Origin of the sequence: Thalassospira sp. TSL5-1 (genome assembly GCF_001907695.1) — a bacterium.
In the GTDB taxonomy this organism is placed as follows: Bacteria; Pseudomonadota; Alphaproteobacteria; order Rhodospirillales; family Thalassospiraceae; genus Thalassospira.
In genome coordinates, this window is record NZ_KV880637.1 from 762,820 (window position 1) to 785,923 (window position 23,104).

A 23,104-nucleotide genomic window follows, 5' to 3' on the forward strand; every position below is an offset into this window, starting at 1 on the left:
CATGACAGAAGAACAGTTAAACCCGCAAAAACAACCGCCCCGCCTGTTTGTCGATGCCGATGCCTGCCCGGTAAAGGCCGAATGTGAACGGGTGGCCGAACGCCACCAGATGCAAATGTTTCTGGTTTCAAACGGGGGTATTCGCCCGTCGCGCAACCCGTTGATCAAGTCCATTTTTGTCCCGCCTGAACCTGATGCCGCCGATAACTGGATTGCCGAAAACGCGCAGGCCAATGACATTATCATCACGGCCGACATTCCGCTGGCGTCACGCGGGCTGGAAATTGGCGCGCATGTCTTAGGCCCAACCGGCAAGGCCTTTACCGAGGCCAATATTGCCAATGCCCTTGCCGGGCGTGAAATTGCCGCGCATATGCGCGAAGTCACCGGCGAGCAGGGCCGCAATGCCGGTTTCACGCAAAAGGACCGCTCGCGTTTTTCCAGTGCGCTGGAAGTCGTGGTGCAAGCCGCACGCCGGTCATGACATTGAACTTTTCCTGAAAAACAGCAACGGCCCGCAGGAATAAATCTGCAGGCCGTTGTGTCAAATTCCTATATGTGAAGTCTGATTTTTAAAATGGATAGTGGCGCTTGCCATGCTGGATCGTGATCCAGCGGGTTTCGGTGAATGCGTCAATCGCGGCCTTGCTGCCAAACCGGCCATAGCCACTGGATTTGACACCGCCAAACGGCATTTGCGCTTCGTCATGCACGGTTGGACCATTAATGTGGCAAATACCACTTTCGATCTGGCGGGCGACATCCATTGCCCGGGTGATGTTTTGCGAGAATACGGCGGATGACAGGCCATATTCGCTGTCATTGGCGATGCGGATGGCTTCATCGTCATCCTGGGCCCGGATGATGCACACCACCGGACCAAAACTTTCCTCGCGGTAAATCCGCATCGATGATGTGACATGATCGAGCAGGGTGGCATCCATCAATGCCCCATTGGCCGTGCCCGATCCTGCAATCAGCTTGGCTCCCTTGGCAACGGCATCCTCGACCAGTTCCTCGATACGGTGGGTTGCCTCGGCCGTCACAACGCCGCCTAACACATGTTTGCCTTCTGCCGGATCGCCTGCCGTCAGGGTTTTGGCCTTGGCGGCCAGTTTGGCGGCAAAATCATCGCCGACGGCATTATCAACGATCAGGCGTTCCGTTGACATGCAAATTTGCCCCTGATTCATATAGGCGCCAAAGGCGGCGGCGTTGACGGCTTCGTCCAGATCGGCGTCATCGAGCACCAAAAACGGGGCCTTGCCGCCCAGTTCCAGCAAAACCGGTTTCAGGTGGCGGGCGGCCAGCTCGGCAATGATGCGGCCGACACGGGTGGAGCCAGTGAAATTGATGCGGCGAATGGCGGGGTGTGCAATCAGGGCTTCGACAATTTCCGGGGCATCTTCAGGCGCGTTGGTAATGACATTGACCACACCTTCGGGCGCACCGGCCTCGCGCAGGCATTCACCAATCAAACGATGGATGGCGGGGCAAAGCTCGGATGCCTTTAAAATTACCGTGTTTCCGCAGGCAAGCGGCATGGCAATGGCGCGGGTGCCCAAAATCACCGGTGCATTCCACGGCGCAATGCCCAACACCACGCCGGCAGGCTGGCGGATGCCCATCGCAAAGCTGCCTGGCACGTCAGACGGAATCACATCACCGGTGATTTGGGTGGTCATGGCGGCCGCCTCGCGCAGCATATTGGCCGCCAGATGGGCGTTAAAGCCACCCCACATGGCAGTGCTGCCGGTTTCGGCCAGCACGCGGCGGCCAAATTCCTCGCCCTTGCTTTCCATGATTTCGGCAGCCTTTTGCAAAATCGCCCGGCGCGCCCCCGGCCCGGTTTTTGACCATGCCGGAAAGGCGTTGGCGGCGGCGTCGGCGGCGCGAATGGCATCTTCCTTGCTGGCCGCGGCGGCCTTTGTCGCAATCTCGCCCGTGATCGGGTTTTTACGCGCAAAGGTGCGGTTTTGGCTGGCGGGGCTGTCGGTGTTATTGATCAATAGGTTGATGTCATACATGGAAACGTGATCCTCACTGTTGCAGGCGGGGCCTGATGGTTGTGGTTATCGCAATCTGATGTTGCGTTTTCTGTTATCAGTAAGCCGTCGATTAGGGGGAATGTAAAGACAAGTGGATTGACCTTTTTAAACAAAAAATTGCATAATTTTACCCATTCCAAATGGTTATATTTAAGGGCGAAAAAGGCATGTTTCGCGCGGGATTAGCCAGAAAAAAACGGCGGAAAAATGGGCAGAAAATCCGGTCCTGAAGCCAGTGCGATCCCCGATGGGGTGGCGGGTAAAATCCATGCCCGCATTGACCGTTTTGAACCAGCCCTGTCACCGCGCAAATGGGGGCTGGAGGGCGTGGTGCAAAATGCGTGCTGCCATGCCGTGTTGCTGGAAAATGGCGATGCGCATATCAGCCTGCGGCATGGTGTCATCGGGCTTGCCGGGCCCGCCCTGATCTGGCTGCCAGCAGGCGAAGGGCGCGTGTGCGACATTGAGGCCGGGGCACGGGGATATGTGATGTCCGTTCCCGATGATGTGGTGGCACGCAGCCTGAGCGGGCATTTTCCGCCCGATCAGGCCAGGCAGGGTGCCGGGCATTTTCGGGGGCTTCGGTTTGTTGCCGATACAGTGCATGGTAGTCATCTGACGGATCATAAACAGGATTTTGAACAGACCCGTTTGATCTTTGCCGTGATGGCGAGCGAGATTTGGGCCAACCGCCATATGGGTGAAACCGTTTTTAGCGCACAATTGATCGCCCTGTTGGCCATTCTGGCCCGCCTTGCCGAGGACTGGATGACACAGGGTTTGCAAGAGGGCACCGGGTCCGGCGTCGGCTCTGTCACGCTGCACCGGTTTTTACAGGTGCTGGAAATTCATTTTCGTGATCATTGGAATGTCGGTGATTATGCCCGTGCGCTGGGTACGAGCGAAAGGCGGCTGGCGCTGGCAACCGTGCGGGCCACCGGCAAACCGCCCTTGCAATTGATCCATGACCGGGTGTTGCACGAGGCTTGCCTGCGTCTTGAACAATCGCCCCAGGCGGTGGCACAGGTGGCTTATGGCTTGGGGTTTCGCGACCCGGCCTATTTTAACCGCTTTTTTAAACGCTATTTGGGGGTGGCGCCCGGGGCATGGCGGCGGCAAAAACGCGCCGGGCAGATCCGCGATGATACCAGCTTTGCCGCCTGGCCGTGATTTCGCGTGGTCTGATTGGCATATATTCGCCGTATAATAGCAATAGTGTGAAGTTGATTATTGCCATAACCGGCCAATGACCGTTCTTTGATGGCATTGCGCGGTAGGCTATTGCATGCAGGGCCTTTGGTACGGGCCCATTCATAAACAGGGACGAGTTATTTGAAACGCAGAACAACGGTGATGCTGGGCTTGATCCTGGTGTTGGTCTTACCCTTCGGGATCAGCCTGGCCGAAAATCCGCCGGGCGAGAAGCCCAATGAAACCTGGCGCACGGCGCCGCGCCATTCCGCCGGGATTGCACCCGATCCGGCTGCCAATGCAGATACGGCCATTGTGCAGGTTTATGCAGCCTCCACCTATAGCTGGCGGGGCTATTTTGCCGTGCATACCTGGATTATTGTCAAGCATAGCGGCGAGACGGCCTTTACCCGTTATGACGTGGTGGGCTGGGGTGGTGGCAATGTCGTGCGCACCAACTATGCCGTGCCCGATGGTTTGTGGTTTGGGGCGGAACCGGAAATTCTGCTCGATTTGCGCGGCGAGGGTGTGGATGCCATTATTGACGATGTGCAAAAGGCGGTAAAAACCTACCCCTACCCGCAGGAATATCGCAGCTATCCCGGCCCCAACAGCAATACCTTTATCGCCCATATTGGCCGCGAGGTGCCGGCCCTGGATCTTGATATGCCCGCCAATGCAATTGGCAAGGATTACCGGCCCATTACCAACCCGGTCGGCCTGTCACCGTCGGGGACCGGGGTGCAGGCCAATCTTTATGGCATGCTTGGCTTTACCGCCGGGCTGGAAGAGGGGCTGGAGCTTAATCTTCTCGGCCTGAATTTCGGTATCGATTTTAACCGCCCTGCCATTCGTGTGCCCTCCATCGGTCGTTTGGGGTTACCCAATACTGGCTCGTTAGCCGCAGAGGAAAGCAAGCTCTGATGGTGTGATTGGCGAAGGTGCCTTGATAAAAAACAGCCAAAGCGGGCGTGCTTTGGCTGTTTTGTGCTGTTATTCGGGGTTCTTGGTGTTTAGGCGGTTAGTTTGACCAGCATTTTGCCGGTATTTTTGCCGTCAAACAGGCCAATAAAGGCATCAGGGGCTTTATCCAGGCCCTCAAACACGGTTTCCTGCCATGTTAGCGACCCGGCGCGGACCAGATCAATGCCTTCGCGGACAAAGTCGGGATAGGATGTCCAGTGGTCGGAAACAATGAAACCTTCCATCCGCGCGCGCTGGGTGGTCAGGCGAAACAGGTTGGACGGCCCTGGTGTTTTGCTGCGGTCATTATACATTGAAATCATGCCGCATACGGCAATGCGGCCATTGACGTTAATGTGGTCCAGTGCAGCCTCAAGGTGGGCGCCGCCGACATTTTCGTAATAAACATCAATGCCTTGCGGGGCTGCCTCGCCCAGGCTTGCCGAAAGATCATCGGTGTCGCGATAATTGATGACCGCGTCCACACCCAGTTTTTCCTTAAGCCAGCGTGCCTTGTCCGGGCTGCCGGTGCTGCCGATAACGCGGCAGTTTTTGGCTTTTGCCAACTGACATACGACCGATCCCACGGCCCCGGCGGCAGCCGAAACAAACACCGTTTCGCCGGGCTGGCACTGCGCGATTTTGTTAAGGCCAACCCAGGCCGTCATGCCGGGCATGCCCAATGGCCCCAAAAAGGCCTGTTCTGGAATATCAGGCGCATCGGGCAGCGGGTGGACATAATCGCGTTCAAGCAAGGCATGGCTGCGCCAGCCCGTCATGGAGGTCACAAGGTCGCCTTCGACAAAGCGATTGTCGCGCGAGGCAATAACGCGGCCCACCGCGTGGCCCTCCAGCGGGGCATTCAGGGCAAAAGGCGGGACATAGCTTTTGCGCTGGGTCATGCGACCGCGCATATAAGGGTCAACCGACATCCAGGTGTTTTCGACCAGCACTTCACCGTCAAGCGGCTTGAGAACAGGCACATCGACAATCGCGAAATCGTCGCGCTTGGGCATCCCGTCGGGATAGCGCAGCAGATGGACTTCCTGGGCAGTCTCGGGAATTTTATGGAGTGGAGTGGTGTCGGTCATGGGGCCTCGGCAATTGTGCACGGTTTGACGGGGGCCGAACGTGAACCGTCATTCGACCTGCCCCGGACCTAGGAAATTTGCCACCGATGTGCAACCGTTTTCGGGCCGATTTTTGGGGGAAAAGCAGGTTTTATCCGTTCATCCACCAGATTGCGGCATTGAGCAGGGTGGCATACCCAACCCACACGGCATAAGGCACCATCATCCATGACGCAATGCGATCCACCCTGGCAAAAACCACAATATTGGCGATGATCAGGGCCAGAAGCGGCACAATGTCGATCAGCCCGGCCAGGGGCGATTCCGCGCCAAAAAACAGAAAAGACCAGAACAGATTAAGGGTGAGTTGCGCACCATAAATGATGAATATGCGCCGACCGCCGGTTTGAGGCAGCAACCCGGTTTTGCACCAGACGCGCCAGCCGGAAATCGCGATCAGGGCGTAAATGATGCTCCAGGCCGGGCCAAACAGCCAGTTGGGTGGGGTAAAAAACGGCTTTGCCAATGTTGGGTACCAGTCCGTGACACTGGTTGACGTGACAGCGGCCGAGGCCGTTGAAATGATCACGCACAGCACCAGAAAGGCAATCAGGGCAAAAAACCGGGTGCGATGATTGGGCGAAAACGTGTCTGGTTGCATGGTCGTATTTGCCTTGCCATTGGGGGCCGTGGCCGGTTTTGTTTCTGTTCGCACATATGCAAACAGCGACCCGAAATATTCCGGGTCGCTGTTGATTATAGGACAAAATTCTGCTGTCGGATCAGAAATTTATCGGGTTTTGTCACCGGCAATGCCAGTGAAGCGGTGGGCGCGTTATGCGACCGCCTGTTTGGGGGCATCTTCCATCAGGTCAAAGGCGACGATGGCCGCCATGATGTCTTCATACATGTGCAAATGACGGATGGCGCCATTTTCGATGACCAGATGAAAGGCAACATCGTGAATTTTGCGTTTGGATGTCGCGGTTGGTTTTTCACTGATCTGACCAAACAGGGCGACCTGACGGTCGCTGATCATAAGGCGGGTTCCCATTGCCCGACTTTCGGCCGGTGAATTTTTGGGCCATAGATGGCTAAACAGTGCAGAACGGGCAATATCCCTATTGGTCGGTTCTTTATGGTCATAGCTGTTGTCGCCGGGCAGGTTCCACTGCATGTCAGCCGCAAAAAGGTCTGCGACGGTGGTGTCATGGGCGGCAAGCCGGTCAAAAAATGTTTCAGCAATTTGCTTCGCGTTCAACATGGCAGCCTCTTGACGCATTAAAAATTGTGACAGTCGTTTTATGCACTCTAATCATGGAGAAAAGATGGTGATAGCGGGCAATATCATGACAAAGCGTTCCACGCGTGGAACGCTTTGAACATCTTAAGGTTTCATCATGAATTTTCTGGCCTCGCGGGGATGGTCAGGCAGCATTACCCCATTTGGGAAACGGATCGGGCAGAGCGGCAAAGGGCCGTGCATTGAAGCGGTCGCCATAAGGGTCATCAGGATCGTTTGTCGGGTGGACTGCAGTTCCAATGTCGTCATCGTCAATCAGGCAGGCATCAAGGCGTGCGCGGATATCTGCTTCGTTCATGTTCGTGCCGATAAACACGATTTCCTGGCGGCGGTCGCCAAAAACCGGATGCCATATTTTACGCAACATGCTTTCCCATTCCGGCCCCGAGGGCCAGCGATCCTGCGGGACCGACACCCACCAGTTGCCCAGTGCCTCGTGCTGAACAGCGGCACCGGCCTGGCTAAGCTCGCCCACCCAATTGGGGCGGGTGGCAATCCAGAAATGGCCTTTGGCACGAATGACGCCGGGCCATTCGGAATGGAGAAAATCGTAAAAACGTTGCGGATGAAACGGTAACGCACAGCGATAGGTAAAGCTGGTAATGCCATATTCCTCGGTTTCGGGGATATGGTCGGTGAAACCATACAGTTCCTTGGCCCATAGCGGGTGTTCATGGGCGCGGTCAAAATTGAACAGGCCGGTCGCCAGAATTTTATCTGGTGAAATTTGCCCCCGGGTGGTTTGGATGATTTCGGCATCCAGGTTCAGAGCGCGGATGATATGGCGCACGGTTTCAAGTTCGGACGGGCTGACAAGATCGGTTTTGTTGAGGATGATGACATCGGCAAACTCGATCTGATCGACGAGCAGGTTAACAATGGTGCGTTCATCCTCTTTGCCGAGTGATTCCCCGCGATCCCGCAGAAAATCCTGCGAACTGTAATCGCTGATCAGGCGGGCGGCATCCACCACGGTTGCCATTGTATCAAGGCGGGCAACATCGCTTAGGGATTCACCGTAAGCATCGCGGAAATCAAAGGTGGCGGCAACGGGCAGGGGCTCGGCAATGCCCGTTGATTCAATCAGCAAATAGTCAAACCGCTTTTCATCGGCCAGCTTGCGCACCTCGGCCAGCAGGTCATCGCGCAATGTGCAGCAAATGCAACCATTGCTCATTTCCACCAGCTTTTCATCTAGCCGGGACAGGCCCGCCCCGCCATTGCGTACCAGGTCAGCATCAATATTGACCTCGCTCATGTCATTGACAATCACGGCCACCCGCAGGCCATCGCGGTTGTTTAGTACATGATTCAAAACCGTGGTTTTGCCAGCCCCAAGAAAGCCGGACAGGACGGTAACAGGCAGCTTGTTCATGGTGGAGGACTCTTGTGGTTATGTAATGTTATAACATAACAATATCGGGAAGTGTTCATTATGGCAAGGGGCGAGCTGAGACAGCAAAAACACAAATTTGTATCAAAATGTTGTTCGATGATTGCGATTGACCCGCTAGCCTGCGCGCACGTTGAATAATCATTCAATGTGCTTAACCCGAGATGACCTGGTTCGTCAGATATGGAAAGATCATCGTGATGAAGGGCAACGAAACGATAACAGGCGCATGAAGGCCAGCATAGAGGATGAAACACACAAATCTAACTGGCTGTTTGAAAAAGCCTTTGATCAATTGGGCGGGGGACGACCTTTGTTGTTATTGCGACAACATCATTATTTGAACAGGAATGGTGTATCTGTGATGCTCCGGGATGGGGAACTAACCTGCACACGGAAACAACGATGCCCGAGGATGTGCTTAAAGGTATTAATGACAGCATTGAACCGGTTCGGCGCGAAATTGACTGGTTTAATGGGTTATCGCCACTCGATCAGGTTCGGGTGTTGCAGCGCGCTTTCGGAGGGCCGTAGGTGAATGAAAACAATACTGCCGCGTGTCTTGCGATGGACCCTCTATATCATAGGCGCCATTTTAGGTGCTGCAATCATACTGCTGTATTCTCTGTCTGTCTGGAGAAATTCTATGACACCTGATGATCTGCGGCTTTTCCCCGAACCCAGCTTGTCTTCATTTATTACGGGTGGGTATGAGTTTGACGCGCAGGCAACGGTTGATCATTATAATCATTTGTTTGCTGGGCAAAGTGCGACGGAAATTGTGCATTTTCTTGAAGAAAACAATTATCATGTCTTTTTGGATGCGCCCGATGAGATAAGTTTTATTGTTTCCAAAAACGTTATGGTTTTTGAATATAGCGCAACAATAATACTAAAATTCAACAATGGAATTTTCCGTGAATCAGATGTAACAGCATGGGGGGTAAAGTAGGAAGATTTCCGTTTTTCGGTTCAAATGGTGAACTGCGGAGCGATGTTTCGCTGCGATGCAAATGCTGGTTTGCAGGCTTCTGACGGCTTTTTTTGATCAGTCGAGTGTTGACAGGGTTACATCAACAAAATCGCGCATGGTGGCTTCGTCGGCGGCGCGTCGTGCCATGAGTTGCAGGCCCTGAGCCGACCCGGCGAGAAAGCGGGCCAGTGCGCGGGTGTTTTTGCCTTCACTAATGTTTTTTTGCGCCTGGGCACGCACCAGGGCATCAACGAATAAAAGCTCAATGCGTTTAAAGGATTGGCGGGCAAGGGTGGCGGTGTCCGCATCGTGCGGGGCTAGTTCCATGCCGGAATTGACCATCAGGCAGCCCTTGTTGCGCCCGTCGGTCAGGCCGCTTTTGATCATATCGTGAAAGGTTTCGCAAATTGCCTGGCGCCCATCGGGCATTTCGATCAGCTTGGCAAAGCGCACGGCAGAAATTTTCAGGGTGTAATGGTCCAGAACCCGTAGAAACAATGCTTTTTTATCGCCAAAACTGGCATACATGCTGGCCCGGTTCAGCCCGGTTTCATCGACCAGATCCTGAACCGAGGTTCCTTCAAACCCCTTGTGCCAGAATACGTTCATTGCGTTATCAAGAACGCTTTCTTCGTCAAAGGCGCGGGGACGTGCCATTTAGCAATGCTCACATTCACGGGTTATTGTGATTAAGAACACACCTTAGATAGCCATCAGAAAGGGATCAAGTTTTCGGAACCGATTCCAGGACCTGATCACGCGATTTTGTCCAAGGTGACAAAGCTGAACGCCGGACCGTTTTCAGTATTTTGATGATTTTCACGCCAAACTTCCTGCCATTCGGCTTTCGGCAGGGGAGGTAAAAACGTATCTGCCTCGACGGTGGCATGAACTTCGGTAATTTCATAGCGTGTGGTATAGGGCAGGGCGAGGCGATATATTTGTGCACCGCCAGCGATGATAACGTCGTTCACACCGTCACGCCGGGCAATGCCGTCGGCCACCTTGATGGCGCTTTCCATATCGTGGCAGACAATGACGCGCTTATGATCAAACGTCCAATCCCTGTCGCGTGTCACCACAATCGAGGTGCGACCGGGGAGTGGTTTGCCAATCGATTCAAATGTAACGCGGCCCATGATCATGGGCTTGCCCGATGTCAGCGCCTTGAAGCGTTTCAGGTCTTGGGGGATATCCCAAGGCATCCAGCCATCGCGGCCAATGGCGTGGTTCTCCGAAATGGCAACAACAGCAGTTCGTGTTATCTTCTGGTCGGGCATCAGACAGCGACCTTGGCGGCAATATGCGGGTGCGGGTCATAGCCCGTTAAGGTGAAGTCGTCATATTTGAAATCAAAAATCGACGTCATATCGGGGTTGATCTGCATGTGCGGCAGCGGGCGCGGATCGCGCGCAAGCTGCGTTTCCACTTGGTCAAGGTGGTTGGTGTAAAGATGCGCATCGCCCAGCGTATGAACAAAATCACCCGGTTTAAGGTCGCATACCTGGGCAACCATCAGGGTTAACAAGGCATAGGATGCGATATTGAACGGTACGCCCAGGAAAATATCGGCACTGCGCTGGTAAAGCTGGCAGGACAGTTTGCCATCGGCGACATAAAACTGGAACAGGCAGTGGCAGGGCGGCAGGGCCATATGGGGTACATCGGCGACATTCCAGGCCGACACCATCAGACGGCGGGAATCGGGCGTGGTTTTGATCTGGTCAATAACGGTGCTGATCTGGTCAATCGTTTCGCCATTTGCCCCGCGCCAGGACCGCCACTGGCCGCCATAAACCGGGCCAAGATCGCCATTTTCATCGGCCCATTCATTCCAGATACGGACACCATTATCCTGCAGATATTTGACATTGGTGTCACCCGACAAAAACCACAGCAATTCGTGAATGATGGATTTCAGGTGCAGTTTCTTGGTTGTGACCATCGGAAAACCTTCGGCCAGGTCAAAGCGCATCTGATGGCCGAAAATCGAAATCGTGCCCGTGCCGGTGCGGTCTTCCTTGCGGGTGCCGGTGTCGCGCACCAGACGCATCAGATCAAGATATTGCTGCATGCCGTGTTCGTCCTGGGAATCTGAATTTGGGGAATCTGTTTTGCCGCAGGATAGACAGGTGCGGCGTTGCACGCAACGACTGATCGGAACTTGCCTTTGGGGGAATTGTTCCCGTGATGTTGCAAAAAGATTTCCCTTAAACCCCCTTGTGAAACAGGGGGGAATTCCCCTATATAGGGACTGCCGGGGTAACCCGGTTATGGCACTAAACTGCGTGGCAGAATAGGCTTTACGGACCCGGGGGCGGTACCCGGCGGCTCCACCATATCCACACATCGTTTAACTCGGGCGATGATCGTGGGGCCGAAATAGGATCGACGTGAGTAGTAAAAGCCAATGTGGGTGCTCGGCATGGTACCACCGATATCGGGCCAATGTTTGTAAACGCAAACGACAACAATGCTCCGGTTGCTGTTGCCGCCTAAGCGGTACTAGCACCAAAGCGAAATTCCGGTTGCCGGGAGCGGTAATCGGTGGGGGGTGAGGCACCTAGCAACAGAACGCCTCATTATTCCCCGTTAAAATCCGGTTACAGAATGCGACGAAGTGATGGTCGCACTCTTGTAATTCTCTCACGCTTGTTTATGAATAGAAACTGACAAATGCGCCATTGGGGATAGTGGCGTATAGGAGTGACGGGTTCCGCCCGCCAGATACAGGATTTTCGATGCACGAACCGGAAGAATTCCGATACGATCTGATGGTCGATCAGGCGCTGCGCGGCGTGGTAAAGCAAATTTTGACTCGCGTGGCCAAAGAGGGCCTTTTCGGCGAGCATCATTACTATGTCACGTTTCAAACCAACCATCCCGGCGTTGAGTTGCCCGATGCGCAGCGCAAGGCACATCCCGATAATATCACGGTTGTGGTGCAGCACCGCTTTTGGGACATGAAGGTCACGGACGAGTATTTCTCGGTCGGTATGAGCTTTGACAATATGCCGACAACGGTTGTGGTTCCGTTTGATGCCATGCTGGCCTTTGTCGATCCGTCCGCCAACTTCATGCTGACTTTCAGTGTTGAAGAAGAAATGGATGACGACGATTTTGAGGATGAAGACGTAGAACCGGCCCAGCTGACGACCGATCCCGCGTCGCGGGCCAAACCGGCGGCCGAGTCTGGTGAAGGGGGCGAAGTGATCGCCCTGGATGCCTTCCGCAAAAAATGATTGATGGCATATTGCCAGGTAAAATGAAAACGGACGGTATATTGGGTACCGTCCGTTTTGCTGTTTAAAGGGCTTCTTCAATGAAACCTTTGACTTCGTCATAAAGGCCTTCGGAATGCCCCGATAGATTTTCGGAATATTCCGATAGGAGGGTTCCTTGTTCGGCGGTTTTTTCGGCCAGCCCGTCTAGTCGGGCGAGATCGGTTGTAATCGTGTTAATGCCATTGGCCACGGCCAGGATATTATCGGCAATATCGCGCGAGGCCGCGTGTTGCTGTTCGACGACCGTCCCAAGATTCTCGGCAATTTCCTCGTTGGTTTCGATCACTTTGCGTGTATCGGTTAGTTCAGTCACCACGCGTACCGTGTTTTCGCGAATGGCGGAGATCCTGTCGGTAATGTCCTTGGTGGATTTCGCCGTTTGTGTCGCCAGGGATTTGACTTCACCGGCCACAACGGCAAATCCCTTGCCAGCTTCACCTGCACGGGCGGCTTCGATGGTGGCATTTAGCGCCAAAAGATTGGTCTGCGAGGCAATGTCCTGAATGATTTTGACGACGGTGCCAATTTCTTCTACTGCTTCTGACAGGTTGTTCATTACCTCGCCGGTATCGTTCATTTCCGCGACGGCCCGGTTGGCCACTTCGGTCAGGCGCTCGATCTGCGATGAAATCTCGCTAATTGACTGGGTCATTTGTTCGGCGGTGCTGGAAACATGGTTGGCCTGTTGGGCGGTGGTGTCGCCAGCCTCGCGGATTTTGCCCGCCAGGTCCGATCCTTCGGTCGAATTTTCCGAAAGGTCATTTGACAGGGTATTAAGTTTGTCTGCTGCTTCCTGCACCTTTTGCGACAGATTGACACAGGTGCGCCCCATCTTGACCTGGTCGGTGATAATTTCCCCGCTCATGATAAAACCGGTTTCCGTCCCTGTTTCGTCCCGCAGGGGAGTAACGGTGATCATCAGGGTTTGATCGTCCAGCCGAACGCGCTGGTAAATCGGCATTTCCGCAAGCCTGCTGCCAAGGTTATGGAACTGCTTACGGTCAAAGATTTTGTTCAGCTGGGCGATGGGCAGGTCAATCAACTTGGAAAAATCGATATTGTCTGTCTGCAAGAGAGTTTGCGCGAACTCTCGGGAAATAAAGCGAATTTTTCCCGATAAATCACATGTCACAATATTGTATGGAATGGAATTAATTACATCTTTATAAAATGAATTCAGTCGGGAGAATTCGCGGTCGGATTGTAAATCTGACTTTATTTTCTGGTTGTCCCGTGTCGATTTACGTTTGAATATTTGCATGATCTGTTACCCCAAATAAAGATCTTATGGTTGAGATCGGGGATATCAGGTTACGACTTGAGTCGATTCAAGGTAAATATTCACTATTGGTTCCTTTTTTGAAATATATTCAGCGATCATCTAGTATCTTTATACAACTGAATATTGTATAAATGTTGCTATTGTATACGCCAGCATAAGCAGGCGATGTGATCTGATACTGGTCCTTGTCATTTATTGGGCGAATCGGCCTCGATGGTGGGAAGTGGTCAATGGTCTTTCTTTAAAGGCGTGGTATTTTGCGGCGTCTGGCGTTATGTTCCCGTCAAGCAAAGCCAAGAAACACCCCACCTTGTTTTGAGAGAGACGGAAGCCTTCCATGAGTGATTTTGTCTATAAAGCCATGTTCGAGCAGGGCAAGGATGCCACGCCATATCGCAAGATTGGTGACGAAGGTATCGAAACCATTGAAGTTAATGGTGAAACCTTTTTGAAGGTTGCGCCTGAAGCCATCGAAAAACTGACCCTTCAGGCGTTTTTCGACTGCTCGCATTTGTTGCGTCCCGGCCATCTGGAACAGTTGCGCAAAATCCTGGATGACCCGGAAGCAACGGCGAATGACAAATTTGTCGCGATGGACCTTTTGAAAAACGCCAATATCGCTTCGGGCGGTGTGCTGCCGATGTGCCAGGATACGGGCACGGCGATTGTCATGGGCAAGCGCGGTGGCCGTGTGATTACCGATGGCAGCGACGAAGAAGCCGTTTCCAAGGGCATCTGGCGCGCCTATCAGGAATATAACCTGCGTTATTCGCAGGTTTCCCCGCTCAATATGTTTGAAGAAAAAAACACAGGGTCCAACTTGCCTGCCCAGATTGATCTGTATGCAACGCCGGGTTCCGAATACAAATTCATGTTCATGGCAAAGGGCGGTGGGTCGGCGAACAAAACCTTCCTGTTCCAGCAGACCAAGGCGCTGTTGAACCCTGAAAGCCTGCGCAAGTTTCTGGATGAAAAGATCCGCACGCTGGGCACGTCGGCCTGCCCGCCTTATCATCTTGCCATCGTTATTGGCGGGACTTCGGCGGAAGCTACGCTGAAAACCGTTAAAATGGCCTCGGCGCGGTATTACGATAACCTGCCGACCGAAGGTGGTGATCATGGACAGGCCTACCGTGACCTTGAATGGGAACAGAAGGTTTTGGAAATGACTCGCGAAATGGGCATTGGTGCGCAGTTTGGCGGCAAATATTTCTGTCATGACGTGCGTGTCATTCGCCTGCCGCGCCACGGTGCAAGCTGCCCGGTGGGTATTGGGGTGTCATGCTCGGCGGACCGTCAGGTGTTGGGTAAAATTACCAAGGACGGCATCTTTATCGAGGATCTGGAACATAACCCGGCGAAATACCTGCCGGAGGTTTCCGATGAGCATCTGGATGATGAAGTCGTCAAGGTTGACCTGAACCAGCCGATGGATGACATCCGCAGGCAATTGTCGCAATATCCGGTCAAAACCCGCCTGGCCCTGACGGGCAAGGTGATTGTGGCCCGTGACATTGCACATGCCAAAATCAAGGAACGCCTTGATGCGGGTGAAGGCATGCCCGAATACATGAAAAATCATCCGGTTTATTATGCGGGCCCGGCAAAAACGCCGGATGGCATGGCATCGGGGTCGTTTGGGCCGACGACGGCGGGTCGTATGGACGCCTATGTGGAGCAATTCCAGGCCGCCGGCGGCTCGTTTGTCATGCTGGCAAAGGGCAACCGTTCCAAACAGGTCAAGGATGCGTGCCAGAAATATGGTGGTTTCTATCTTGGTTCCATCGGCGGGCCGGCCGCCCGTTTGGCGCAGGATTGCATCAAGAAGGTCGAGGTTCTGGAATATCCCGAACTGGGCATGGAAGCCGTCTGGCAGATCGATGTTGAAGATTTCCCGGCTTTCATCGTGATTGATGACAAGGGTAACGACTTCTTTGCCGAATTTGGCATCTGATCGTTCCTGATCATATATATCGTTTTAAACGGGGCAGAAGCATTTTCTGCCCCGTTTTGTTTTGGTATTTCGTGCTGGTGAATCGGCAGCAAAAGAATAGTCAGAGCCTTGATGGCAAACCTTGATTTGGGCGATGCAGCATGGTCTTTTGGCGTCTGATTTTCATCGTCAGGATATGATTAATGTCGCGCCCCTCCGCCTCCTCGTCTTCCGCAAATTTGGTTGAAAATCGCCTTTTGGGCACATTATGTGCCGTTTTGACCGTGACCATCTGGGCATCATGGATCATTGCGACCCGCTATGCGGTAACAACGCGGTTTAATGCGGTGGATCTCGGCTTGATCCGTTTTGTGGTGCCGTTTGTCCTGCTCTCGCCAATTTGGTGGAAACGCGGTATCTGGCCGCGCGGCCTGCCGGTTGGTTTGGGATTGATGATTGTCGTTGGCTCGGGTGTGGCCTATTCGCTGGTTGTGGCAACGGCCCTTAAATTTGCCCCCGCATCGCATGTTGGCACCCTGTTGCCGGGGGTAATGTCGATTTGGGCGGTATTGATTGGTGTTGCCGTGTTTGGCGAAAGGCCCAACGTGATCCGCTGGGTGGGCTATGGGGTGATTGCCGTCGGCATTATTATTTTGACCGCCTTGCAACCCGACCAGGCCGACGGGGATACGGTGATTGTTGGGTATGCCCTGCTGTTCTGTGCAGCTTTAATGTGGGCCAGTTATACGCATGCCCTGCGTCGGTCGGGGCTTCAGGCCATTGACGCCGCAGCCTTCACGGGTTTTTGGTCCTTTGTCAGCTTTGCCGTGATTGCCCTGTTTGTTGGGACCAATATTGTTGATGCACCGCTCAATGATGTGCTGGTTCAGTTATTGTTTCAGGGGCTTTTGTCCGGGGTGATTGCGGTTGTGACTTATGGCATTGCCGTTCGCAATATCGGGTCAACCGGGGCGGCGGCTTTTGGGGCGTTAACACCGGCCTTTTCCGCCCTTGGGGGGGTGTTTTTGCTGGGGGAAGCGGGCAGCATCAGCCTGATATTGGCGGTCGCACTGGTAATTATTGGTGTGATGATTGCATCGGGTGCGGCGGCTAAACTTTTACGCCGATAAGCTGCTGGTCTTTACGTGACATGGCGGGCATCACGGCCCGCCATGTGATAACGGGGTCGGTTGATATACCCTTGTTAACTTTGCGGCGTAAAACGGGCCACGGCCTTTGCCAGGGGTGGGCCGATCAGCAATACCATAAAAAACCGGGCCGATTGCATGACCAGGATGAAGGGCAAATCGACATGGGTGCTGGCCGCGATAATGGCAACGGAATCAAGCCCGCCGGGGCTGGTTGCCAGATAGGCGGTTAACGGGTCCACATCCAGGAAATGGACCAGCAAAACCGAAATACCGGCACAAAAGCCAATCAGCACGACAATGGAGAGTAGTATTTTGGGCAGAGCACTTGCCGCATGATGCAACACGGCAGGGGTAAATTTAAGGCCGATGGTCCAGCCAATAATGGCGTAGGTCAGGCCCAAAAACCATTCCGGCAGTTCCACATCCAGCCAGCCATTAATGTGAAGCACCATCACCGTGATGATGGGCAATAGCAGTGCGCCGGACGGGATGCGCAGCGCGACTCCCAGCACGGCCGATGCCCCGGCAACCAGCAGGGTGAGGCCAAAATTGGTAAGGTCAAAGGCGGGAAACCAGTCTTGCACCGGTATTTCGGTGCCAGCGGGCAGGGTGCTGGAAACCCAGAAATTTGCTACCAGTGATGCGACTGTGACCACACAAACCACCCGTACATATTGCATGAAGGCCACCAGCCGTGCATCGGCGCCAAACGCTTCTGCCATGATAACCATTGCCGAGGCGGCACCGGGCGAAGACCCCCAAATGCCCACTGTGCCGGGCAAGACCCGGCGAATGCACAAAAGCCAGCCTAAAAAGCTGCTGGCGAGAAGCGTGATAAAGGTGATGCCAATCACCAGAGGCCAGTCATTGACAAAGGATGTAATGATGGCTGCTGTCATCGACCCGCCGATCATGGCCCCCAAAACCGATTGGGCCGCGACAAAGCCAACACGGGGAATGCGAATGGAGGCGCTGTTGGTGCCCATGACAATGCCGACAATCATGGGGCCGAGCAGCAATGCAGCGGGAACATTAAAATGATGCAGCACGATCCCCAGCAGGACAGAACTGCCAAGCAACAGGGCCCATTGCAGCAATTCGGGCAGGTTTCCCAACCGGCGCGCGGGGGAGATGTCGGCGAATGGAGGTGTGTTTTGTAAAGGGGGAGAGCCATCTGCCGGGATGCTGGCATTGGCCTGAGGGGGGACGGCGGGACGGTCTGGTTTTGTGGGCGTGTGGGGCAACGTCATGTTCCGTTTTGGTGCGTTTGGCGTGGTCGCACTTTTTGGGGGTTGTGGCGTATAGAATAGGTGGCTGGCATATCGACACGGATGCCGTAACCCTGATTATAACGGCATTGGCTTGGTGGCGCGCTTTGCCATTACAAGAGGGGGGCGTTGCCGATTTTGGTTTCGCACTGCAAAATTATTATAAGATAAAGAACAAAAAGGAGAAAGCGGGTTGCCAGGGTTTTGGCTGAGGGGGCGTGAAATTTCTCCTTGCCGGATCAAACGGATGGCCCGGCAAGGGCACATGTTGATATTAGGTTTGGCCCTTAAGCGACCGGGCTGTGACAGACCGTCTCGATATTGTTGCCATCGGGGTCAATGACGAAGGCCCCATAATAGTTTTCGTGATAATGCGGGCGCAGGCCGGGCGCGCCATTATCCCTGGCACCCGCAGCAAGGGCCGCGTTGTAAAACGCATCGACAAGGTCGCGCGTGGTGGCGGTAAAGGCAATGTGGATGCCGGGCGGTGGCGTGGTGCCTTTATCGCATTCGGAAATCCAGAAAAATGGTTTGCCATGATTGCCAAAGCCGGTATGGGCCTTGTCTCCGGTTTGCTCTGCGGTGACTTCCATAACGATGGAAATATCAAGCGGGGCAAGTGCTGTACAATAAAAATCGCGGGCTTTGGTGTGGTCGGTAACAGGAATGCCCAAATGGTCGATCATGATTTCCTCCGGTTCTGTTCAGGTGCTACATGACGATATACCATACCCCTCCTGACAGGAGCTTGTCAGGAGGGGTATGGTAGCATGCCTGGAGTTGAAAAAACCGGAAAAGCGATATGAGACGTGCTGACAGACTGTTCCGCCTGGTCCAGATTTTGCGCCGCCGCAAACTGAGTCGAGCCCGTGAACTGGCCGAGGAACTGGAAGTTTCCGAACGGACAATCTATCGTGATATTCGCGATCTGGCAGCGTCGGGCGTTCCGGTCGAAGGCGAAGCCGGAGTGGGCTATATCCTGCGCGATGGATATGATCTGCCGCCGTTAATGTTTGATGCCGAGGAAATCGAGGCGCTGGTGGTGGGCGCGCGCATGGTTCAAAGCTGGACCGATCCGCAAATGGCACGGGCCGCCAGTGATGCGTTATCGAAAATCGAGGCGGTGGTGCCCGAACGGTTGCGCGGCCTGATTGGCGGTATTCCCATTGCCGTGGCTGATATTGCCCAGGAACCGATTGTCGTTTCGATGCCGGATTTGCGCCAGGCCATTCGGGACCGCAGTATTTTGAACCTGGATTATACCGATGTGAACGGGGTGCGCACGCAGCGCCGGGTGTGGCCGTTAGGCATGCTGTTTTTCGGGGCGGTGTGGTTGTTGGCGGGATGGTGCGAATTGCGCAATGCCTTTCGCGTTTTTCGGGCGGACCGTATTGTGACGATGGAGGTTTTGGGCGAACGGTATCGTCCTACGCCGGGGCGTTCGATGCGCGATTACATGATTTCCGAAGGGGTAGAGGGGGAAATTTTAAATGGCCTTGGGCGTTAGCGGGCAGCAGGCCGCGCATAAACGGAACGAATTTGTCGTCATGCTGACAGATCTGTTTGCCCCGATGGGGCATATTACCGCACGGCGGATGTTTGGCGGCTGGGGGATTTATTGTGACGGTACGGTTTTTGGCCTGGTTGCCCAGGATGTTCTGTTTTTAAAAGCCGACGATGCCTGCCGCGACGTTTTTGAGGCCCGCGATCTTGATATGTTTTACCCGTATGGGCCGGATGGCATTTGTATTTCCTATTATGAAATCCCCGGCGACTGGCTGGAGGGTGAAGATGATATTTTACCTTATTCCCGGATTGCTCTTGAAGCCGGATTGCGCGCCAGCAGAAACAAAAAAACAAAAAAGAAAAAACCGACGCGTTAAAAATACTCCCTGCTTGTTGTCTTGATGATACGCCATGTCCCATTATCAGGCATGGGGCGAGGTTTTTTGACTAAAAATTTATTATTTTCAGTGGTTTGATGTGGATGGGGTTGCTCGGAGGTTTCCGTCTGTTCGTTACCCTATCCTGTGCGGATAGGGTAATATTACCGTCTGAAGGTATAATCCTTTGCCGGGGTTATCTTTAATCTTTATATTGTGAATATATCAAAGATTAAGAACCTTCTATCGGTGCCTGGCCAGACAATTGGCGCCCCGATTAGGAATGAGCAACCCCCGCAGAAAAGCGCCCCGCTGTCTGCTATCTGATCGAGAGTTAATTTGTGTTTTTAACGAAGCAGTTTGAGAGCTTTGTTGATCTGTTCCGGTTGCATTACGAGCGCCCGGAACTGATGCGTGCGCAGGTTGAAGGCCTGACGCGGCAAATACCCATGATGTATTTGTTGTTGACCATCAATTCTCTGGGCCTGAGCTATACGCATTATGATCAGGCACCAATTCTTTTGACGGTGCTTTTTCCCGGATGTTTGACGGTATTTTGCCTTTTTCGGTCACTTGTCTGGATCAGGACAAAGTCGGTTCTGGACGATATCGCGACGGTTTTGCATATGCTCAGGCATATTCGCGTTATGTCGGTGTTCGTCAGTGTTTTATTTACGGGGTGGGTGATTGCACTTTATTTTTATGGTGACGAACTGCACCGCGTACATGTGGCCTATTTTATCTCGGTTACGGTCGTAGGGTGCGTTTTTTGCCTGTTCCAGTTTCCGGCAGTGGCGATTTCGGTTGTTACTGTGGTTTTTGGCGGTTGTATTGTCGCGTTCTCCTTTAACGGGACGCCGATTTTTCACGCTATTTTATTCAATATGCTGACGGTATTTTTGGTCGTCATCTATTTCATCCGTAACTATTACCTGTCGTTTGCCGACCTGTTGCAGTCACGAAAGGTATTACAGGAAAAGCATCAGCAGACTCTGGAACTTAGCGCACAAAATGAAAAGCTGGCCTATTGTGACGCGCTGACCGGTCTTGCCAATCGCCGTGACTATTTCAACATCCTGAATGCCAAGATTGCCCATGCCCTGCAACATGGTTCGGACGGAAGTCGCATTGCTCCAAGTGAACAATTCGCTGTTATTTTGGTCGATCTGGACGGATTTAAACCGGTTAATGACGTTTACGGGCATTTGGCCGGTGACGAAATACTGATTAGTGCCGGTAAACGTATTTGTGATGTTGTCGGCGAAGAGGGGTATGTTGCCCGATTGGGCGGGGATGAATTTGCTGCCATTGTGGATGAGTATAATACTGTCATACTTGACGAGATCTCCGAGAAAATTTGTGTCGTTCTGAAACAGCCATTTGAGTGCGCTGGTGGATCTGTGCAGTTATCGGCAACGGTGGGGATCGCGATTTTTCCGTTTGCCGCACGAACAGCGATTGGTTTATTCGAGCGGGCTGACTTTGCGCTTTATCACGCCAAACGTAATGATCGCGGTACAACCATGCTGTTTGCCGCCTGTCATGAAACCATCATTCGCCAGGAATCACGGATCGCGCAGAGCTTGCGGCAGGCCGATCTGGCGCAGGAATTGTCGCTGGTGTTTCAGCCGGTTTATGATCTCAATACTGGAAAAATCTATTCGGTCGAGGCCTTGGCTCGCTGGTATAATCCGGAGCTGGGGCCCGTTGCGCCCGATGTGTTTTTTCCAATGGCTGAAAAAACCAACCGGGTGAATGATTTGACCCGGACCCTGTTTAACAAGTTATTGTACGAAGTCGAAAACTGGCCGGCCGATATCAGGTTTTCATTTAATCTTTCGGCGCGTGATCTCGTTGTTTTGGAAATGACGGACTGGTTGATTGCGCGGATTGAACAGTCAAATATTGAACCGCGCCGCATTACGTTTGAAGTTACCGAAACCGCAATCCTGCGTGATTTTGATGCAGCCCGCGATCATATCGAACGGTTACGCGGTTGCGGCGCGCGCGTGGCTCTGGATGATTTTGGTATTGGCTTTTCCAGCCTGCGCTACGTCCACGAGCTCGAAATCGATTGTCTTAAAATTGATCGCAGTTTCGTCACGCCGATTGTCAGCAATCCGCGCAGTCAGCGGATCGTCAAAACCGTTTTTGATATGTGCGAGAATTTTGGCATTGATTGTGTGGTCGAGGGTGTTGAAACCGCCGAACAATGCACAATGCTACGGTATTTGGGGGGGCGTTATGCCCAGGGATATTTGCTCGGCCGCCCGGCAGAGACTGTTTCATTTGAGCCGTTGACCTCTGTTCCTTGTACATCTGCCATAACCGGGGACTGACCCGTTGCGATGTTACGAGGGCTGGTAAATGGCCTTTGGGCAAAAGGTGGCAAAGCCGTGTTGGTAGATGAAGTTGTCTTGTTTGATAATGTATTGAATTTAAAAGTAAATTTTAATTAATCCGATTTTTGCCCGATAAATTTTCCGCGTCGTTTCGGCTTTGGCCCGTGTGCAGTCGATGACCGCACTGTAAGTCATTGATGCGACTCGCAAAATTTTTCATCATTGCCTGATTCTTGCCGAGTCGCTACCATCGCCCAACTTTATTCGCACGCAGGGTGCTGGCACAATGGCGCAACCGCAGCCGGTTATTTACATGGCATCATCGCCAAACGGGGAAAAGACGGAACTGGCCCCCGAAACGCGCGTGCGATTGCGCCAGTTGATAGACTGTCTTCCCGATATCCCGGCCCGCCTGCGGGTGATGGGGCATGGCCTGCTGGATTTGGGGCTGGCTGATCTGGCGCTGGAATGTTTTGGGCGTGCCTTGCTGGCCGATGATCTGGATGATGCGACCCATTTGGGGCTGGTTCGGACGTACTTACAAAAGGGTAATCGTCATCAGGCAGTGGCGCATTTGGAAATTGCCATCAGCCTGCGCCCTGAAATGCGCGATTTGCGCGTTATTTTGGCCGATCTTTTATGTAACAGTCAGCATTTGCGCGGGGCTCTTGATCAATTGGCCCAGGTTTTGGCGGACGAGCCATCGCATGCCGGGGCCCGGCGCGGGCTTGCCAATATTTTGCAGGTTTTTGTTGCCCGATCTGCTTCACACCCCGATGTGAACGTTACGCAAACTGCGCCTGTTACGGCACCCCCGATGTCTCTTGTCCCGGTAGAGGCCGAACCGATACCCAAGGGCGGCATAATGGTGTGGCAAAATCATCCCGCCAGCCAGGTCGAGGTGAAAAGGAACAACAGCCCCGCCCATGCCTGGTATTGGAGCGAACCGGACCATCCGGCCATTCGATCCTGAATGCAGGGGCAGGCGGGGGCTGCCTGTTTATGGTCGGGGCGGGCTTG

At 53.5% G+C, this 23,104-nt stretch carries 23 protein-coding genes and 1 other RNA gene; 13 read left to right on the plus strand and 11 right to left on the minus strand.

Features of this window, described 5'->3' with window-relative positions:
* The first annotated feature begins 1 nt into the window (after position 1).
* Positions 2-484: a YaiI/YqxD family protein gene (locus tag LF95_RS03535; RefSeq protein WP_073953713.1), complete on the plus strand. Its 483-nt coding sequence runs from the start codon at positions 2-4 to the stop codon at positions 482-484.
* A gap of 88 nt (positions 485-572) precedes the next feature.
* Here the strand turns inward: LF95_RS03535 and LF95_RS03540 are convergent, their stop codons facing one another.
* Positions 573-2,027, minus strand: a complete 1,455-nt coding sequence (locus LF95_RS03540; protein ID WP_073953714.1) for an aldehyde dehydrogenase — start codon at positions 2,025-2,027, stop codon at positions 573-575.
* Between the two features lie 228 nt (positions 2,028-2,255).
* On the opposite strand from LF95_RS03540, the gene LF95_RS03545 reads away from it, so the two are divergent.
* Together LF95_RS03545 and LF95_RS03550 are read left to right on the plus strand one after the other, a co-directional pair.
* Positions 2,256-3,218 (plus strand): helix-turn-helix domain-containing protein, encoded by a 963-nt coding sequence (locus LF95_RS03545; RefSeq protein WP_073953715.1) that lies wholly within the window; start codon positions 2,256-2,258, stop codon positions 3,216-3,218.
* 162 nt (positions 3,219-3,380) lie between these two features.
* Positions 3,381-4,163 (plus strand): DUF3750 domain-containing protein, encoded by a 783-nt coding sequence (locus LF95_RS03550; protein WP_252509644.1) that lies wholly within the window; start codon positions 3,381-3,383, stop codon positions 4,161-4,163.
* An 89-nt stretch (positions 4,164-4,252) separates the two neighbouring features.
* Here the strand turns inward: LF95_RS03550 and LF95_RS03555 are convergent, their stop codons facing one another.
* From LF95_RS03555 to zigA, 4 genes are all read right to left on the minus strand, one after another.
* On the minus strand, positions 4,253-5,293 hold the full coding sequence (locus LF95_RS03555; RefSeq protein WP_073953717.1) for an NADP-dependent oxidoreductase: 1,041 nt from the start codon (positions 5,291-5,293) through the stop codon (positions 4,253-4,255).
* A 130-nt stretch (positions 5,294-5,423) separates the two neighbouring features.
* On the minus strand, positions 5,424-5,933 hold the full coding sequence (locus tag LF95_RS03560) for a TspO/MBR family protein (RefSeq protein WP_073954809.1): 510 nt from the start codon (positions 5,931-5,933) through the stop codon (positions 5,424-5,426).
* 174 nt (positions 5,934-6,107) lie between these two features.
* On the minus strand, positions 6,108-6,536 hold the full coding sequence (locus LF95_RS03565; protein ID WP_073953718.1) for a nuclear transport factor 2 family protein: 429 nt from the start codon (positions 6,534-6,536) through the stop codon (positions 6,108-6,110).
* Positions 6,537-6,699: 163 nt separating this feature from the next.
* Positions 6,700-7,950: a zinc metallochaperone GTPase ZigA gene (gene zigA / locus LF95_RS03570; protein ID WP_073953719.1), complete on the minus strand. Its 1,251-nt coding sequence runs from the start codon at positions 7,948-7,950 to the stop codon at positions 6,700-6,702.
* A gap of 423 nt (positions 7,951-8,373) precedes the next feature.
* On the opposite strand from zigA, the gene LF95_RS23610 reads away from it, so the two are divergent.
* Both LF95_RS23610 and LF95_RS03575 read left to right on the plus strand, forming a co-directional pair.
* The gene (locus LF95_RS23610; RefSeq protein ID WP_256359935.1) at positions 8,374-8,502 is read left to right on the plus strand and encodes a hypothetical protein; all 129 of its coding nucleotides are present in this window, start codon (positions 8,374-8,376) and stop codon (positions 8,500-8,502) included.
* 112 nt (positions 8,503-8,614) lie between these two features.
* Entirely contained in the window at positions 8,615-8,920 is a 306-nt protein-coding gene (locus LF95_RS03575) for a hypothetical protein (RefSeq protein WP_073953720.1), read from the plus strand.
* Positions 8,921-9,016: 96 nt separating this feature from the next.
* On the opposite strand, the gene LF95_RS03580 is transcribed toward LF95_RS03575, so the two are convergent.
* From LF95_RS03580 to LF95_RS03590, 3 genes are all read right to left on the minus strand, one after another.
* Complete coding sequence (locus LF95_RS03580) at positions 9,017-9,598, minus strand: TetR/AcrR family transcriptional regulator (protein WP_073953721.1); 582 nt, start codon at positions 9,596-9,598, stop codon at positions 9,017-9,019.
* Positions 9,599-9,696: 98 nt separating this feature from the next.
* Positions 9,697-10,221 (minus strand): dihydrofolate reductase, encoded by a 525-nt coding sequence (locus LF95_RS03585; RefSeq protein WP_073953722.1) that lies wholly within the window; start codon positions 10,219-10,221, stop codon positions 9,697-9,699.
* Positions 10,221-11,015, minus strand: a complete 795-nt coding sequence (locus LF95_RS03590; protein ID WP_073953723.1) for a thymidylate synthase — start codon at positions 11,013-11,015, stop codon at positions 10,221-10,223. The genes LF95_RS03585 and LF95_RS03590 overlap by 1 nt, the downstream gene beginning before the upstream one ends.
* 143 nt (positions 11,016-11,158) lie before the next feature.
* Here LF95_RS03590 and ssrA point away from each other — a divergent pair.
* Together ssrA and LF95_RS03600 are read left to right on the plus strand one after the other, a co-directional pair.
* Positions 11,159-11,525: a transfer-messenger RNA gene (ssrA, locus tag LF95_RS03595) on the plus strand.
* A 157-nt stretch (positions 11,526-11,682) separates the two neighbouring features.
* Positions 11,683-12,183 carry an SspB family protein gene (locus tag LF95_RS03600; protein WP_073953724.1) on the plus strand — a complete coding sequence of 167 codons (501 nt, stop codon included), beginning with the start codon at positions 11,683-11,685 and terminating at the stop codon, positions 12,181-12,183.
* Between the two features lie 64 nt (positions 12,184-12,247).
* On the opposite strand, the gene LF95_RS23655 is transcribed toward LF95_RS03600, so the two are convergent.
* Positions 12,248-13,297: a methyl-accepting chemotaxis protein gene (locus LF95_RS23655; protein ID WP_305790978.1), complete on the minus strand. Its 1,050-nt coding sequence runs from the start codon at positions 13,295-13,297 to the stop codon at positions 12,248-12,250.
* Between the two features lie 547 nt (positions 13,298-13,844).
* On the opposite strand from LF95_RS23655, the gene LF95_RS03610 reads away from it, so the two are divergent.
* Both LF95_RS03610 and LF95_RS03615 read left to right on the plus strand, forming a co-directional pair.
* Positions 13,845-15,461, plus strand: coding sequence for a fumarate hydratase (locus tag LF95_RS03610; RefSeq protein ID WP_073953726.1), 1,617 nt, complete (start codon positions 13,845-13,847; stop codon positions 15,459-15,461).
* A gap of 182 nt (positions 15,462-15,643) precedes the next feature.
* Entirely contained in the window at positions 15,644-16,570 is a 927-nt protein-coding gene (locus tag LF95_RS03615) for a DMT family transporter (protein ID WP_073953727.1), read from the plus strand.
* A 74-nt stretch (positions 16,571-16,644) separates the two neighbouring features.
* Here the strand turns inward: LF95_RS03615 and LF95_RS03620 are convergent, their stop codons facing one another.
* Together LF95_RS03620 and LF95_RS03625 are read right to left on the minus strand one after the other, a co-directional pair.
* Positions 16,645-17,835 carry an AbrB family transcriptional regulator gene (locus LF95_RS03620; RefSeq protein WP_252509645.1) on the minus strand — a complete coding sequence of 397 codons (1,191 nt, stop codon included), beginning with the start codon at positions 17,833-17,835 and terminating at the stop codon, positions 16,645-16,647.
* A 311-nt stretch (positions 17,836-18,146) separates the two neighbouring features.
* The gene (locus LF95_RS03625) at positions 18,147-18,545 is read right to left on the minus strand and encodes a VOC family protein (RefSeq protein ID WP_073953728.1); all 399 of its coding nucleotides are present in this window, start codon (positions 18,543-18,545) and stop codon (positions 18,147-18,149) included.
* A 116-nt stretch (positions 18,546-18,661) separates the two neighbouring features.
* On the opposite strand from LF95_RS03625, the gene LF95_RS03630 reads away from it, so the two are divergent.
* The 4 genes from LF95_RS03630 to LF95_RS03645 all read left to right on the plus strand — a co-directional run bounded on the left by LF95_RS03630 (position 18,662) and on the right by LF95_RS03645 (position 23,057).
* Positions 18,662-19,366 carry a helix-turn-helix transcriptional regulator gene (locus LF95_RS03630; protein ID WP_073953729.1) on the plus strand — a complete coding sequence of 235 codons (705 nt, stop codon included), beginning with the start codon at positions 18,662-18,664 and terminating at the stop codon, positions 19,364-19,366.
* Positions 19,350-19,742 carry a TfoX/Sxy family protein gene (locus LF95_RS03635; protein ID WP_073953730.1) on the plus strand — a complete coding sequence of 131 codons (393 nt, stop codon included), beginning with the start codon at positions 19,350-19,352 and terminating at the stop codon, positions 19,740-19,742. The genes LF95_RS03630 and LF95_RS03635 overlap by 17 nt, the downstream gene beginning before the upstream one ends.
* Before the next feature lie 341 nt (positions 19,743-20,083).
* Positions 20,084-22,081, plus strand: a complete 1,998-nt coding sequence (locus LF95_RS03640) for a putative bifunctional diguanylate cyclase/phosphodiesterase (protein WP_073953731.1) — start codon at positions 20,084-20,086, stop codon at positions 22,079-22,081.
* Positions 22,082-22,370: 289 nt separating this feature from the next.
* Entirely contained in the window at positions 22,371-23,057 is a 687-nt protein-coding gene (locus LF95_RS03645) for a tetratricopeptide repeat protein (protein ID WP_073953732.1), read from the plus strand.
* Positions 23,058-23,104 lie beyond the last annotated feature (47 nt).

Bases quoted from the DNA above. Each gene is read 5' to 3' on its own strand.
- LF95_RS03535 (WP_073953713.1), top strand. From the start codon at position 2: ATGACAGAAGAACAGTTAAACCCGCAAAAACAACCGCCCCGCCTGTTT.
- LF95_RS03540 (WP_073953714.1), bottom strand. From the start codon at position 2,027: ATGTATGACATCAACCTATTGATCAATAACACCGACAGCCCCGCCAGC.
- LF95_RS03545 (WP_073953715.1), top strand. From the start codon at position 2,256: ATGGGCAGAAAATCCGGTCCTGAAGCCAGTGCGATCCCCGATGGGGTG.
- LF95_RS03555 (WP_073953717.1), bottom strand. From the start codon at position 5,293: ATGACCGACACCACTCCACTCCATAAAATTCCCGAGACTGCCCAGGAA.
- LF95_RS03560 (WP_073954809.1), bottom strand. From the start codon at position 5,933: ATGCAACCAGACACGTTTTCGCCCAATCATCGCACCCGGTTTTTTGCC.
- LF95_RS03565 (WP_073953718.1), bottom strand. From the start codon at position 6,536: ATGTTGAACGCGAAGCAAATTGCTGAAACATTTTTTGACCGGCTTGCC.
- zigA (WP_073953719.1), bottom strand. From the start codon at position 7,950: ATGAACAAGCTGCCTGTTACCGTCCTGTCCGGCTTTCTTGGGGCTGGC.
- LF95_RS23610 (WP_256359935.1), top strand. From the start codon at position 8,374: ATGCCCGAGGATGTGCTTAAAGGTATTAATGACAGCATTGAACCGGTT.
- LF95_RS03575 (WP_073953720.1), top strand. From the start codon at position 8,615: ATGACACCTGATGATCTGCGGCTTTTCCCCGAACCCAGCTTGTCTTCA.
- LF95_RS03580 (WP_073953721.1), bottom strand. From the start codon at position 9,598: ATGGCACGTCCCCGCGCCTTTGACGAAGAAAGCGTTCTTGATAACGCA.
- LF95_RS03585 (WP_073953722.1), bottom strand. From the start codon at position 10,221: ATGCCCGACCAGAAGATAACACGAACTGCTGTTGTTGCCATTTCGGAG.
- LF95_RS03590 (WP_073953723.1), bottom strand. From the start codon at position 11,015: ATGCAGCAATATCTTGATCTGATGCGTCTGGTGCGCGACACCGGCACC.
- LF95_RS03600 (WP_073953724.1), top strand. From the start codon at position 11,683: ATGCACGAACCGGAAGAATTCCGATACGATCTGATGGTCGATCAGGCG.
- LF95_RS03610 (WP_073953726.1), top strand. From the start codon at position 13,845: ATGAGTGATTTTGTCTATAAAGCCATGTTCGAGCAGGGCAAGGATGCC.
- LF95_RS03615 (WP_073953727.1), top strand. From the start codon at position 15,644: ATGTCGCGCCCCTCCGCCTCCTCGTCTTCCGCAAATTTGGTTGAAAAT.
- LF95_RS03625 (WP_073953728.1), bottom strand. From the start codon at position 18,545: ATGATCGACCATTTGGGCATTCCTGTTACCGACCACACCAAAGCCCGC.
- LF95_RS03630 (WP_073953729.1), top strand. From the start codon at position 18,662: ATGAGACGTGCTGACAGACTGTTCCGCCTGGTCCAGATTTTGCGCCGC.
- LF95_RS03635 (WP_073953730.1), top strand. From the start codon at position 19,350: ATGGCCTTGGGCGTTAGCGGGCAGCAGGCCGCGCATAAACGGAACGAA.
- LF95_RS03645 (WP_073953732.1), top strand. From the start codon at position 22,371: ATGGCGCAACCGCAGCCGGTTATTTACATGGCATCATCGCCAAACGGG.